This window comes from Herbaspirillum lusitanum (genome assembly GCF_046025995.1).
In the GTDB taxonomy this organism is placed as follows: Bacteria; Pseudomonadota; Gammaproteobacteria; order Burkholderiales; family Burkholderiaceae_D; genus Herbaspirillum; species Herbaspirillum lusitanum_A.
The window spans coordinates 218,096-231,610 of record NZ_JAQQFM010000001.1 but is presented as its reverse complement, the minus strand read 5'-3'; the positions used below and the strand labels follow the sequence as shown (position 1 = coordinate 231,610).

Annotated in this window: 12 protein-coding genes; 2 read left to right on the top strand and 10 right to left on the bottom strand. The window is 61.7% G+C overall.

All coding sequences use genetic code 11. From position 1 onward, the window contains the following. Positions 1-60 precede the first annotated feature (60 nt). The 4 genes from PQR62_RS01100 to PQR62_RS01085 form a co-directional block, all read right to left on the bottom strand. A complete protein-coding gene (locus tag PQR62_RS01100; protein ID WP_408153905.1) occupies positions 61-843 on the bottom strand; it encodes an SDR family oxidoreductase in 783 nt (260 codons plus the stop codon). A gap of 85 nt (positions 844-928) precedes the next feature. After that, positions 929-3,451, bottom strand: a complete 2,523-nt coding sequence (locus tag PQR62_RS01095; protein ID WP_408153903.1) for a branched-chain amino acid ABC transporter ATP-binding protein/permease — start codon at positions 3,449-3,451, stop codon at positions 929-931. 8 nt (positions 3,452-3,459) lie between these two features. Further along, positions 3,460-4,335 carry a branched-chain amino acid ABC transporter permease gene (locus PQR62_RS01090; protein ID WP_408153901.1) on the bottom strand — a complete coding sequence of 292 codons (876 nt, stop codon included), beginning with the start codon at positions 4,333-4,335 and terminating at the stop codon, positions 3,460-3,462. A gap of 165 nt (positions 4,336-4,500) precedes the next feature. After that, complete coding sequence (locus PQR62_RS01085) at positions 4,501-5,763, bottom strand: ABC transporter substrate-binding protein (protein ID WP_408153899.1); 1,263 nt, start codon at positions 5,761-5,763, stop codon at positions 4,501-4,503. Positions 5,764-6,356: 593 nt separating this feature from the next. Between PQR62_RS01085 and PQR62_RS01080 the strand changes: the two genes are divergently transcribed. Next, entirely contained in the window at positions 6,357-7,061 is a 705-nt protein-coding gene (locus tag PQR62_RS01080) for a GntR family transcriptional regulator (protein WP_408153897.1), read from the top strand. Between the two features lie 138 nt (positions 7,062-7,199). On the opposite strand, the gene PQR62_RS01075 is transcribed toward PQR62_RS01080, so the two are convergent. Beyond that, complete coding sequence (locus PQR62_RS01075) at positions 7,200-7,502, bottom strand: hypothetical protein (protein ID WP_408153895.1); 303 nt, start codon at positions 7,500-7,502, stop codon at positions 7,200-7,202. 375 nt (positions 7,503-7,877) lie between these two features. Here PQR62_RS01075 and PQR62_RS01070 point away from each other — a divergent pair, with 375 nt between their 5' ends. After that, complete coding sequence (locus PQR62_RS01070) at positions 7,878-8,519, top strand: DedA family protein (protein WP_408153893.1); 642 nt, start codon at positions 7,878-7,880, stop codon at positions 8,517-8,519. A gap of 116 nt (positions 8,520-8,635) precedes the next feature. Here the strand turns inward: PQR62_RS01070 and PQR62_RS01065 are convergent, their stop codons facing one another. The 5 genes from PQR62_RS01065 to PQR62_RS01045 all read right to left on the bottom strand — a co-directional run bounded on the left by PQR62_RS01065 (position 8,636) and on the right by PQR62_RS01045 (position 13,354). Beyond that, entirely contained in the window at positions 8,636-9,142 is a 507-nt protein-coding gene (locus tag PQR62_RS01065; protein ID WP_408153891.1) for a DUF411 domain-containing protein, read from the bottom strand. A 30-nt stretch (positions 9,143-9,172) separates the two neighbouring features. Then, the gene (locus PQR62_RS01060) at positions 9,173-9,727 is read right to left on the bottom strand and encodes a cupredoxin domain-containing protein (protein WP_408153889.1); all 555 of its coding nucleotides are present in this window, start codon (positions 9,725-9,727) and stop codon (positions 9,173-9,175) included. A 61-nt stretch (positions 9,728-9,788) separates the two neighbouring features. Beyond that, positions 9,789-11,216, bottom strand: a complete 1,428-nt coding sequence (locus PQR62_RS01055) for a multicopper oxidase family protein (RefSeq protein ID WP_408153887.1) — start codon at positions 11,214-11,216, stop codon at positions 9,789-9,791. Next, positions 11,213-12,778 carry a TolC family protein gene (locus PQR62_RS01050; protein WP_408154679.1) on the bottom strand — a complete coding sequence of 522 codons (1,566 nt, stop codon included), beginning with the start codon at positions 12,776-12,778 and terminating at the stop codon, positions 11,213-11,215. The genes PQR62_RS01055 and PQR62_RS01050 overlap by 4 nt, the downstream gene beginning before the upstream one ends. 261 nt (positions 12,779-13,039) lie before the next feature. After that, positions 13,040-13,354 carry a hypothetical protein gene (locus tag PQR62_RS01045; protein ID WP_408153885.1) on the bottom strand — a complete coding sequence of 105 codons (315 nt, stop codon included), beginning with the start codon at positions 13,352-13,354 and terminating at the stop codon, positions 13,040-13,042. Between the last annotated feature and the right edge of the window lie 161 nt (positions 13,355-13,515).

Below are 13,515 nucleotides of genomic sequence, written 5' to 3'. Positions count from 1 at the left end.
TCACGCGCAGTGACGTCGGCAGCCATGGCTATTCAGTCCTTGTTATTCGATTCTGATCCTTCAGCCCAGGTGCTCCACATTGCCACAGACCGACAGACTTTGCCCGCTGATGGCAGAACCGGCCGGTGAGCAGATGTAGATGATCTGATTGGCGATGTCTTGCGCCGTGACCATCTTGCGCATCGAGACCTTGGACAGCAGACGCTCGCGCATCTCTTCATGGCCGATGTTGTAGGAGGCTGCCTTGGCGGCGATCACGCGTTCCTGACGTTCGCCGGCGACGATGCCGGGCAGGATGGCGTTGACGCGGATGTTGGAAGGGCCGAGTTCCATGGCCCAGCTTTCGGTCAGACCGATCACGCCGAATTTGGAGGCGGAGTAGGGCGTGCGCAAGGGAAAGCCGAGGCGTCCGGCAGCCGATGAAATATTGACGATGGAGCCGCCGCCGGCCTTCTTGATCAGCGGTGTGGCGCGCCGCGTGCACAGGAACGGGCCGGTCAGATTGACCGCGATGGTCTGGTCCCATGCCGCCAGTTCGGTTTCTTCCACCCTGGCGGTGGGGCCGGCGATGCCGGCATTGTTGACCAGCACGTCGAGCGTGCCCCAGCGTTGCTGCAGCTCGGCGAACATGGCGTCGACCTGCGCTTCGTTGGCGACATCGGTCTTGCTGTAGCTGACCGGCGCGTTGGCAAATTGTGCGCGCGCGCTGTTCAGAAAATCGTCGCTGACGTCGCAGATGTGCACCTGCGCGCCGGCTTCGATGAAGGCCGTGGTGATGGCCAGACCGATGCCTTGAGCACCGGCGGTGACGACTACTTTTTTATCCTTGAGGCTGATATCCATGAAGAGTCCTTGTTGCATGAGTCAAAAATGAGTGAGTAAAAATGAGCTGAAACCGAGCGCGATCATGCATCGTCGCAGTCAGCATTCACAGCCACAGAATCTGTTTGCGATAAGTCAGATCGGTCAGCAGCGGCGTCGCCGGGCCGGTGTGGAAGACGGCGCCGCGCTCCAGCGCGAACACGCGGTCGGCCAGCGCCAGCACCAGATCGAGATTGTGTTCGACGATGACGATGGAGACTTCCTTGCGCAGCTGATCGAACACCGTGAACAGTTCCTGCACCACCGCCGGGGCCAGACCTTCGAAAGGTTCGTCCAGCAACAGCAGCTTGACGTTGCCCGACAGCGCACGCGCCACCGCCACCATCTGCTGTTCGCCGCCCGAGAGAAAGTCGGCGTGCGTGTGCAGGCGCTCTTTCAGACGCGGGAAGTAATGCAGGATCTTCTCTTCGCTCCAGGCCACCCCGTTACTGTTGTCCGTCTTGCGCGCCAGCCGGCCCAGCGACAGATTTTCGGCCACCGTCATGCCGGCGAACAGGCCGCGTCCTTGCGGCACATAGCCGATGCCGAGGCGGGCGATGTCGGGGGCGGACATGCCGGCGATGTCCTGACCGTTGTAGCGGATGGAGCCGGAAGCCGGTTTCAGCAGACCGGTCAGTGCCTTGAGCAAGGTCGATTTGCCGGCGCCGTTGCGACCCAGCAGCGCCACGATCTCGCCTTCGCGCACTTCCAGCGTGGCATCGTTGAGGATGTGGCTCTTGCCGTAGAAGGCATTGACCTTGTCGAAGGCCAGCAACTGGCCGCGCTCTTGCGCATCGCCGGCGATGCGGCCGGTGACCGGCGGCGTGCCGCTGCCGGTGTAGATTTCCTGCACGCGCTGATCGGCGCGTGCTTCATCAGGCGTACCGGCCATCAGCACGCTGCCCTGATTCATCACCGTGACTTTTTGGGAGAAGCCCAGCACGCGGTCGATGTCGTGTTCGACGATCAGCACCGGAATATTACTGGCAATGATCTTGACCAGACGCGACACGCGTTCGCGCTCGGCGGCGGCGAGCCCGGCCAGCGGTTCATCCATCAGCAGCACGTGCGGTTTCGAGCCCAGTGCGATACCCAGATCGACCAGCCGCTGTCCGCCGTAGGAGAGCGAGCCGCCTTCGATGTCATCGATGCCTTTAAGACCGAGGAAGCGCATCAGTTCATCGGTCTCGGCATGAATCTCGGGATAGCTGTCGATGTCGCGCCACATGTTGAAGCGCGAGGCATGGCGCGCCTGCAGCGACAGCCGCAGGTTTTCGTAAATCGACAGGCCCTTGAACAGATTGGTGATCTGGAACGAGCGCGCCAGTCCGCGCTGGCAGATTTCACCGGGCGTCATGCCCTGGATCTCTTCGCCGTTCAGTTTCACCGTGCCCTGATTCGGCACGAACATGCCGGAGATCAGATTGAAGGTGGTGGTCTTGCCGGCGCCGTTGGGACCGATCAGCGCGTGGATCTCGCCGGCGTGCAGATTCAGCTGCGCATTCTTCACCGCCTGGATGCCGCCGAAGCGGATATCGACATCCTTCACCTCCAGCACCAGACCTTGTTGCGCAGGCGGCTGCAGAAAGGTCGGCAGCGGCAGGCCATCGACGATCTGGCGCTGGCTCATGGCGGCGCCGACTTCGGCCGGCGGCCGCAGGCGCTGCTTGATCTTTTGCCAGATGCCGACCAGCCCGGTCGGTGAAAACAGGATGAAGCCGACGAAGGCCAGACCGAACCAGAGCAGCCAGTTTTCGGTCCAGATCGACAGGCATTCGCGGAACAGGATGTAGAACAGTGCGCCCAGCGCGGGGCCGAGAAAACTGCGCATGCCGCCGATCACCACCATCGCCAGCAGCTCGCCGGAGAAGGCCACCGAGGTCGGCTCGGCCGAGGCAAAGCGGTGATGGAAGGCCAGCAGCGCGCCGGCCAGACCGGTGACGCTGGCCGACACGATGAACATGATCAGCTTGTAGACGATGGTGCTGTAACCCTGAAAACGCGCGCGTTGTTCGTTCTCGCGTATTGCCACGATGGTGTGGCCGAAGGGCGAACGGATCACGCGTTGCAGGACGAAGAGCACGATCAGGGCGATCACGCTGACAAAGATGAGGAAGGGAATCGCCTGATCCAGATCGATGCCGGCCACTACCGGACGCACCACATTGCCGAGTCCCGATTCGCCGCCGGTGAACTCGGTCCAGCGGAAGGCGATGGCGAAGGTCAGCGCCGACAAGGCCAGCGTCAGCAGCGAAAAATACACGCCGCGCCGACGCAGGATCAGGAAACCGACCACCGCCGCCGTCGCAGCAATGAAGACAATCGTGAACAGCATCGGCGCCACGATCTGACCGGGAAACCAGTGCTTCTGCGACAAGGCTGCCGCGTAAGCGCCGACGCCGAACCAGGCGCCATGGCCGAAGGAAGTCAGGCCGGTGTAGCCGACCAGCAGGTTGAGGCCCATCGCGGCTATCGCATAGATCACGACATCGGTCGAGGAGCTGGTGGTCAGGCCCAGCAACTGCAGCAGGATGGGAACGATGATCAGCGCCAGCGCGCCGATCCATAGGGATTGATATTTGTTGTACATGGCCGCTCTCATTCAAAACGTTCGATGCGTTCGCCCAGCAGGCCACGCGGACGGAAGATCAGCACCAGCAGCATCAGCAGATACATCGATGCCTCGCCGGCCGGCGCGTAGAACTGGATGGTGATGCCGCGGACCACGCCCACCAGCAGCGCCGCCAGCACCACGCCCCAGAAACTGCCGAGGCCGCCGATCACCACCACCACGAAGGCGGCGGTCATGATTTCTGCACCCATGGCCGGATGCACGCCCGAGATCGGCGCGAACAACACCCCGGCCAGGGCCGCCAGACCGACGCCCAGCATCACGATGGCGGTCATGTAGGGTTGCAGCTTGATGCCGAGCACCGCCACCATGTCGGGTTTCTGTACGCCGGCGCGCACCACACGGCCGAACGAGGTCTTGTTGAGCAGCAGCCAGATCAGCGTGAGCGCGACGATCACCGCCACCAGCATCAGCAGGCGGTATTTGGAATACATGAAATCGCCGACCATGATCTGGCCCTTGAAGGCCGTGGGAATCGAGGCCGGCAGCGGCGAGGCGCCCCAGATGATGCGGATCACCTGCTCCGCCACCATGGCCAGACCGAAGGTCAGCAAGAGGCTGAGAATCGGATCGGCGGAATAGAATTTGCGCAGCAGAAAGCGCTCGAACAGAATGCCGAGCACCGCCACGATCAAAGGCGTGGCGATCAGCGCGCCGCCGAAGCCGAGATATTTGGTGATTTCCACCGCGAGGTAGGCGCCGATGGCATAGAAGGCGCCATGCGCCAGATTGACCACGCCGCCCAGACTGAAAATCAGCGACAGCCCGAGCGCAATCAGCAGGTAGTAACCGCCGACCAGCAGGCCGTTGAGAATTTGTTCCAACAGAAAAACGATTTGCATTGCTGCTCCGAAGTGCGGAAGGAGAGAGCTCAATAAACGCGAGCAGGAATAGTGGGGAAAGCGTAGCGAGCGCGCCAAGGTCGGTTCGAGAAGCGCAGCCGTACGAAAGTACGGCGAGCATCGCAGAGCCAAGATTGGCGCGCGCAGTAGCTTTTGCCGCTATTCCTAAAAGGTGCAGGCGTTCTCTTGCATGGTCGGCGCCAGCACTTCCAGCGACTCATTGGCGCCCGGCACCGAAGGGCCGAGCAGCATGAAATCCCACTTGTCCTTGATCTGCGCTTTCGGCTTGGGCGTGACGGTGTACATCTCTTGCAGCAACTGATGATCCCAGGCGCGGTAGACGCCCTTGCGGGTTTTCAGCACGTCGACTTCGGCGCCCTTTTCGAAGTAGTCGATCAGCTTGGCGGTATCCAGCGACTTGGTTTCGGTGACCGCCTGCACGATAGAGCGGAAGGCGACGTATTCGCCCCATGCCTGGTTCTCCGGCGGCTTGCCGAATTTCTTGATGAAGGCGGCGACGAAGGCCTTGGCCGACGGGGCATTGACGTCGTGATGCCAGGTGGTCGGCCAGGTGCCGGCGAAGTTGTCGGCGCCGGCGCCCCAGGCCACGGCGGTGTCGAAACCGAACCCGGCAATCGGATAAGGCAGGCCGAATTCCGCGTATTGCTTGATGAAGTTGGTGATCTGATTGCCGGCCAGATTGGAAATCACCAGGTCCGGTTTGGCCTGACGAATCTTCAGCAGGTAAGGGCTGAAATCGGTGGCGTCGGTCGGCACCAGTTCATCATTGGCGATGGTGCCGCCGCTGGCCGTGACGAAGGCCTTGGCCGCGCGCAGCAGGTCGTGGCCGAAGGCGTAATCGGCCGACAGCGCATACAGCTTCTTGCCCTTGATCAGATTGTTCTGCACCAGCGAGCGGCCGCAGGCTTTCACATACGTCGAGTTGGCAGCCTCGATGTGGAACATGTATTTGTTGCAGCTCTTGCCGCGCAGCTCATCGGAGTTGCAGCCGGTATTCATGAACAGCTTCTTGTTGCGTTGCGCGACCTGCGCAATGCCCAGCGCCGAAGCCGAGGAGATCTCGCCGATCAGCACCGCCGCGCCGTCGCGCTCCAGCAGACGCTGGGCCTTGGAGGACGCGGTAGGCGGATTGACCGAGTCTTCCGAAATCAGGGTCAGCTGACGTCCCAGCAGACCGCCGGCCTTGTTCTGTTCTTCCACGGCCAGCGTGATGCTCATCACCGCGTATTCGCCCAGCGGGCCGAGGAAGCCGGTGCGCGGCGTCAGGTGACCGATGATGATCTTGTCCGACTGCGCCGTGACGATGGCGGGGAAGCCCAGCGCCGATGCGCCGGCTGCAGCGGCGCCGGCTTTCAGGATAGTGCGGCGGGTAGGGGACAGAACCTTGCTGCTCTTGTCTTGCTCCATGGTGCAAACCTCCTAATGGTCCGGCGCAAGCCGGGTGTCTCGATTTCTGGAAAACCGCTTATTGGTGTGCGGTCTGTAGTTTTGGAAGCGGGTGCTGCTGTTGGTACTCGTTGCTGTTGATGTGATGCTGCAGCTGAATCGGCTTGCGGCAAAAGATGGATCGCCTGGCGAGCGTAGCGGAACAGGCGGCAACGCAGAGCGCTGCGACTGGTCGCGGGCTCTGTGCTGCGGTGAAGATGTCTCCGTTCTGCGGTCGCCGGCGTTGGAATAAAACATCATTCCTCTGCGGCAATCCATTTTTTGTGCGTGCATGTCATTTATTTGACATGTGATCAAATGTATTCGATAGAATTTGGACGTGTCAACCTGCTTCTGCAATAAAGCAGGGTAAAGAAGCTGAGGGGGAATGAGCGTTTTGCCCGACATCGGCTCTTAGCCTGCGCCGGTGAGCGGTAAAGCGCCGCCGTCGCGCATGATGTCCGGGCGGCAATAACGTGCCTGCATCGGCAGCAGCGTCGTCTGCAACTGAGTTTGCCGGCGCTTTGCGCTTTTCCCGCTGCTATAATCCGCGACAATTTTCCGCCACCACGCCCATGGATCAAACCTTACTCGCCGACCTTTCCAACATGCGCAAGATCAAGCATGCGACCTTGTCGGAGCGCGTCTATGAAGATCTGTGCGAACTGATCCAGGCCGGCCAGGTGCGGCCCGGACAAAAGCTCACGCTCAAGGGCTTGTCCGACGCGCTCGGCACCAGTCCGATGCCGGTGCGCGAAGCGGTGCGTCAGCTGGCCGCAGAAGGCGCGCTGGAAATCCTGCCCAATCGCGCCATGCGCGTGCCGCTGATGACCAAGGACAAATTCCGCGAGCTGCTGAAAATCCGGCTGGCGCTGGAAGGGCTGGCGGTGGAGCATGCGGCGTCGGCCATCAGCGCCGATGGCCTCAAGGATGTCTCCGATCTGCATGACAGTCTGTGCGTGGAGATGCATCGCAAGAAGCCCAACGTGGACATCATCATCCGGCTCAACAAGGAGTTGCATTTCGCTGCCTACCACGGCTCGGGCATGGCGACGCTGGTGGCGCTGATCGAAGGTCTGTGGCTGCAGGTGGGGCCGGTGATCAACCTCGATCTGCGTGCCGGTTCGCGGCGATTGTCGGAGGCGCCGGCGCTGTTTCATCACGGCGTGCTGCTCAAGGGCCTGCAGGAAGGCTCGGCCGACAAGGCGAGGGAAGGATTGAGCGGCGATCTGCTCAGTGCCGCGCAGATGATACTGGCGGGCGACGGTCTGCCGGATTGAGTTGCCCGGAATCGTCTGAATGCCGGTGCAGCGCGCGCTGCACCGGATCATTCGCCGTCGGTGTGGATGAAAATATCCCGCCGCAGCCGAGCGTTCTGATAATTTTCAGAATTGCGCCTCGTGCGAGGCCGCATCGCCTCATGCATCCCGGTTTTCAACATCGAAAGTTGCTTGCAGCAAGGCCTGCTTGCGGCGGTCTTGCTGACGACGCACCTTCTGCCGCGCCGCATTGCCGCGCATGCCCAGGCTCAGCGCCAGCAAGGCTGCAGTCAGCGGCAACAGCGCCACCGCGCCTGCCAGAATATCCATGTCCGCGCGTTGCAGCACCTCACGCAGCGCCCCGGAAAACACGCACACCACCAGCGTCAAGGCAAACAGCAAGGCCAGCTTCGGCAGTGCATCCAGATTCTTGTCCAGAAATTTCAGTAGTTTGCGTCGCATGATCAGCTCCATAGAATCGAGAAGGGAAGAAGACTTATGGTCGCGATCACGAAACCGAGCAGGCAGAATCCGCTATACACCACACAATCAAATTGGACCTGGCTCATTTCGTTCTCCTGATTTCGTCACCGCTTGAATCAGGTATCGGATCTTGGCCGCGTAACTTGCGTGGATTTTCCGTAAAGATCGGTAAGTTTGGGTTGGGAAATGTAGGTCGCGCAATGACGCTATGCATGCCTGTCAACGTTCATCCGAAATATCTGCTTCCAGCCAAACTGCGGGCGACATAAAAGCATGGCTGCCGCGTCGCAGCAAATTTACCGGGGAGCTCCATCCATATTGATACAATGCCCGTTTTAATGCGTGGCGGGGCTCATGGATATTCTCTTGTTTATGGTCGATTTCATCATTCATATCGACCGGCATCTGGCCGAACTGGCGGCGGCTTACGGACCGTGGTTGTTTCTGATTCTGTTCCTGATCATCTTTTGCGAGACCGGTCTGGTGGTGACGCCGATTCTGCCGGGCGATTCGCTGCTGTTCGTGACCGGCGCGATTGCGGCCACCGGCGCCTTCGATATTCACCTGATGGTGCTGACGCTGATCGTGGCGGCGATTCTGGGCGACAGCGTCAATTATCAGATCGGCAAGATGGTCGGCATCAAGGTGTTCGACAAGCCGAATTCGCGCATCTTCAAGAAGGAATATCTGGACAAGACCCACGCCTTTTTCGAAAAGCATGGCGGCAAGGCCATCATCATTGCGCGCTTCGCACCCATCGTGCGCACCTTCGCGCCTTTCGTGGCGGGCGTCGGCGCCATGACCTATCCCAAGTTCCTGACCTATAACGTGATTGGCGGCGTGGTGTGGGTGGCGGCGTTTGGCTATGCGGGTTATTTCTTCGGCAACCTGCCTATCGTGAAACAGAATCTGAGTCTCCTGATTGTGGCGATTGTGGTGCTGTCGATCTTGCCGGGCGTGATCGAATTCATTCGCCAGAAACGACGCGCGAGCTGATCAGGCCTCTTGTTTCGTCTTTGCCGTAAAAAAAGCCACCGGAATTCCCGGTGGCTTTTTTCATGGCGCTGCACAGCCACGAATATCCTGCGTGGCTGTTTTGTTCCTTCATCCCTTCATCCCTTCATCGCCGCATAACGCTGATACACCTGCGGCGGCGCATCGCGCCTGACCAGCAAGACCTCGAAGGCTGCGCGTGCGCCGGGCCGTTGCGCGTCTTCCATGCCGGGCGAGCCAAAGGGCATGCCCGGCACGGCGAGGCCGACCGCTTGCGGTTTTTCGCGCAGCAGGCGCTGGATGTCGGCGGCCGGCACATGGCCTTCCAGGGTGTAGCCGCCAACGCGCGCGGTATGGCAGGAACCGAGCGCATCGGCGATGCCGAAGCGGCGGCGGTAGACGCCGGTGTCATCGACATTGCTGCTGCTGACCTCGAAGCCGCTGGCTTGCAGATGCGCGACCCAGCCGCTGCAACAACCGCAATTGGCATCCTTGAAGACTTCCACGCGCGGGCCCTTCTTGATGGCTGCCTTGTTTTGCGCAAGCGCAGGGCGGATCAATACATCGGCCGCGCTCAGCGTCAGCAGCATCGCGCCGGCGCCGCGCAGAAATGTTCTCTTGTGCATGTGTTTTCCTTTCCTTTTGAGCCGATCGGATCAGTGACGATGAGCAGGCGCTGCCGTCACGCTGACGCTGCCTTTCATGCCGGCATCATAGTGGCCCGGCTGCAGGCAGGCGAAGTCGATGACGCCGTCGCGGCTGAATTGCCAGATCAGTTCACCCTGCTTGCCGCCGGCCAGCGTGAGCTGATTGTCGTCAGCGTGTTCCATGTCAGGATATTTCAGCATGGCGGCGTAGTGCGCCTTCAATTCCTGCGGGGTGCCCAGCACCATTTCGTGTTTGAGCTTGCCTTGATTGATGATGTCAAAACGCACGGTTTCGCCTTGTCTGACCTTGATGGTCGACGGCGTGAAACGCATATCGTCGCCCATCACGATGCGGAAAGTGCGGCTGACCTTTGCCGCATCGCCGGCCTGGCCGATGCTGCTGTCGTCTGCCTTGCCGGCGTGTTCCATCTTCATGCCGTCCATCTGATGCCCTGGCATCTCGTGCCCCTTGTGCATCTCCGCCATGCCGGCGGCGCTTGCAGTGGAGAGTGCGCCGCAAAGTGCGGCGGAGATGGCGATGGCGAGGGTGATGCGTTTGTTCATGCTCATGTCCTTGTGTAAGTGTTCGATTCAGATTATTCAGTTCGGATTGCCTGGACTTGCTTCAGTGATGTTCATGCCCGCCGCGCCGCATCACTTTGACCGGCGCGCTCTGGTCGGCGGGAATCTGCTGTGTATCGGGCGCGCGATGCAATTGCGGCTTGCCTTGCGCCACGTCAGCCTTGCCGCTTTCCGCAGCATCGCCTTTCCATTCCCAGGCCACGCTGCCGGTCGGCGCCTTGTACCAGCCGGGGTCACGATAGTCGTTGCGCGCCAGATTGCGGCGCACCTTGACCACGCTGAACATGCCGCCCATTTCTATCGGCCCGTAGGGGCCGCGTCCGGCCGTCATCGGCAGTGTGTTGTCGGGCAGCGGCATTTCCATGTCACCCATGGCGCCGCCCTTGTCGCCCATCACCATGTAGTCGGGAATCAGCTTGCCGATCTTGTCGGCCACGTCGGCCTGATCGACGCCTATCATGGTCGGCACGCTGTGGCCCATGGCGTTCATCGCATGGTGCGACTTGTGGCAATGCAAGGACCAGTCGCCTTCTTCGGTGGCGTCGAACTCAATCGCCCGCATCTGGCCGACCGCAATATCAGTGGTGACTTCCGGCCAGCGCGAGGCCGGCGGCGTCCAGCCGCCGTCGGTGCCGGTCACGGTGAATTCATGGCCGTGCAGATGAATCGGATGATTGGTCATGGTCAGGTTGCCGACCCGGATGCGCACACGGTCGTTCTGCCGCACCACCAGCGGATCGATGCCGGGGAAGGCGCGGCTGTTCCAGGTCCACAGATTGAAGTCGAGCATGGTGTTGACCTTGGGTGTGGCGGCGCCCGGCTCGATGTCGTAGGCGTTGAGCAGAAACACGAAATCGCGGTCCACGCGCATGAAGTCCGGGTTCTTCGGATGGGTGACCCAGAAGCCCATCATGCCCATCGCCATCTGCACCATTTCGTCGGCGTGCGGGTGATACATGAAGGTACCGGCGCGGCGCGCGGTGAATTCGTAGACAAAGGTCTTGCCGGGCGGGATGCCGGGCTGGGTCAGGCCGCTGATGCCGTCCATGCCGTTCGGCAAGCGCTGGCCGTGCCAGTGCACCGAGGTGTGTTCCGGCAAGCGATTGGTGACGAAGATGCGCACCCGGTCGCCTTCCACCACCTCGATGGTCGGGCCCGGACTCTGGCCGTTGTAGCCCCACAGATTGGCCTTCATGCCGGGCGCGATTTCTCGCACCACCGGCTCGGCCACCAGATGGAATTCCTTGACGCCGTTCTTCATGCGCCAGGGCAGCGTCCAGCCGTTGAGCGTGACCACCGGCTGATAGGGGCGACCGCTGCCCGGTGTCAGCGGCGGCTGGGTGTGCGGGCTGGCCTGATGCGCGGCATCGGGCAACGCCGCCAGCGCGACCTGGCTGACGGCGGCGCTGCCGACCGCCAAGGCCGAGCAGCGCAGAAAGGCGCGGCGCTTCATGCTGGTGTCCTGAGTCATGGTTGTGTTCCTTGTGGGTTTTGCCGGACGTGTTGATGGGCGCCGTGAGTCGAATGAGGCGAAGCTTGCGGCTGCGCGGGATTGATAGTCGCGTCTGCTGTGCTTGCAGGGCTTACCGGCCTCACAGGCGCGATGCCGCCCATCGCCATCTGCAACTCGCTGTCGGCAATCCAGAAATCGCGCGCGGCTTCGATGGCGGCGCTGACGGTGGACGCCTGCTCGCGCGCGTCGGCCAGCAGATCGAAGACGCTGATCAGCATGCCGTTGTAGCGCAGCAGGTTCTCTTCCGACATGCGCTTGCGCAGCGGTACGATCTGCTGCTGATAGCTGCGCGCCACCTGATAGGCGCTGCGCTGGCTCAGATAGGCGCTGCGCACTTGCGAACGGGCCTCGTGCGCCGCGGCCGCAAGTTTTTGCGCACTCTGCATGTAGATCGCCTCGGCCTTGGCCACGCGCGCCTGGCCCCAGTCGAACAGCGGAATTTCCAGACTGACTTGATAGCCGATCTCGGGCGCCTTGCCGCTTTCCGAATTGCGCAGATAGCCGAGGTCGAGCACATTGATCAGGCGCGTCGATCGGGTCAGCCCGAGCGAGTCCTGCAAGCCGCTTACTTCCAGTCTGGCCGCCTGCACATCCAGCCGCTGATCCAGCGCCAGTTGTTCAGCCTCGTTTTCTGAGGTGAACTGCGCCGACTGTGGCGGCAGCGCCGGCAATTGCTGTTGCAGTCTGAGGGGAGGCTGCTGATTGCCCGATACCTCGCCCGGCAGAGGGCCGAGTGCGCGCAGCAAGGCTTCCCGCTCCAGCCCGGCCTGCTTGCGGGCGCGCGCCAGCTGGGCCGAGCTTTCGGCGTAGAACAGCTGCTCGCGGCTGGCGTCGAGCTTGCTGAAGTTGCCGCGTTGCGCCATCTGCGCGGCCAGCTCGTGTGCGGCTTCGGCGGCCTGATTGACTTGCTGCAGATAGTGCAGGCTTTGCTCGGCGGCGACGGCGCGATACCAGGCCTCGCGCGTCTGCGCGGCGGTGCGCAGCATCTGATCCGTCAGTTGCAACCGGGTCTGGCGAAAACGTCGCTGCTCGATGGCGGAGGCGGCCGGCATGGTCAGCAGATTCATGATCGCCAGCGACAGGCTGCGATCGATCTTGATGTCGCCGCCGGCATGTGTGCGCGAAAACGAAAAGCCCGGATTCGGCAGACGTCCGGCCTGCACCAGATCGGCTTCGGCAATGCCGAGCGCGGCATAGGACGCTTGCAGCGTCGGATTGTTGAGCAGCGCAATCTGTACCGCATCGTCGGCGCCGAGGCCGGCTTCCTTGGTGTTTTTATCCTGTTGCAGCAGTTCGCGCACGCGTTGCGCCGCGCTGTCGGCATCGGCGTCCGAGCGTATCCAGCGCGCTTCCTTGTTGATGCGTTGTTGCGCCGTCTGGTTGACGGCATCGAAGCCGCCATCGGCGCTGAAAGAGGCGCAGCCTGCCAGCAGCAGCGTCGTGGCGCAGACGATGGCGCATGCGGCGCGCGTGGAGGGTGCGACATGCCGGCCGGCAAGCGCTCGTGGTTTGCCGCGCATGGGCCGCGCGGCGGGAAGTGCATGATTCATGAGTGGTCCTCGGGCAAACGGGCTGGCCCGGCGCGCTGCTCTGATGCTATCGCCCGAAGTCGGCGGCGTGGAATCAGATCAGCGGCGGGTAGTCAGGCCATGAGCGCGCCGGGTAGCTCTCAGATGAGTAGATACAGACGCCTGGTCGTGCAGTGCATGCAGCGACAAGCTTGTTGTTTCAGTCTGGAGAGCGGACGGCGGCGCGTTCAGGCCGATGGCCTTGCGGCAGGATCAGCCGAGGAGAGAGGGCGGGCGTTCCGGATTTTCCGGGGTATAGCCGACGAAGCCCTGCGCCGGCAGCGTCAGGTATTCACCGGCAGGGAAGTCGGGCGAGGGCATGATGTTGTCGGCCAGCGGCAAGACTGCGCCAACCGAACAGACGGCGCAGGAGCTGCAGGAAGAATGGGAGGCATCGTGCGAAGTCTGATGCGATGAAGATGCGCTCGCGGACTTGCTGCCGGCGTCGGCAGCAGCATCCGCGTGATGCATCTCATGCATTGCGTTCACTTCATGCATGCCGTGCATGGAATGATCCATGGCAGCCATGGACGCTTGCGCTGAAACTTCATGCGTCATCGCCGCTTGCTGCGCGCAGGCCGATTGCAAGGCCGCAGCGAATCCCTGCACCGGGAGCGCGAGAGCCAGTAGCCAAATCAGCAGGAATTTTGCACGCAGAATCATGGCGGCGAGTATAGCATCCGAAATCC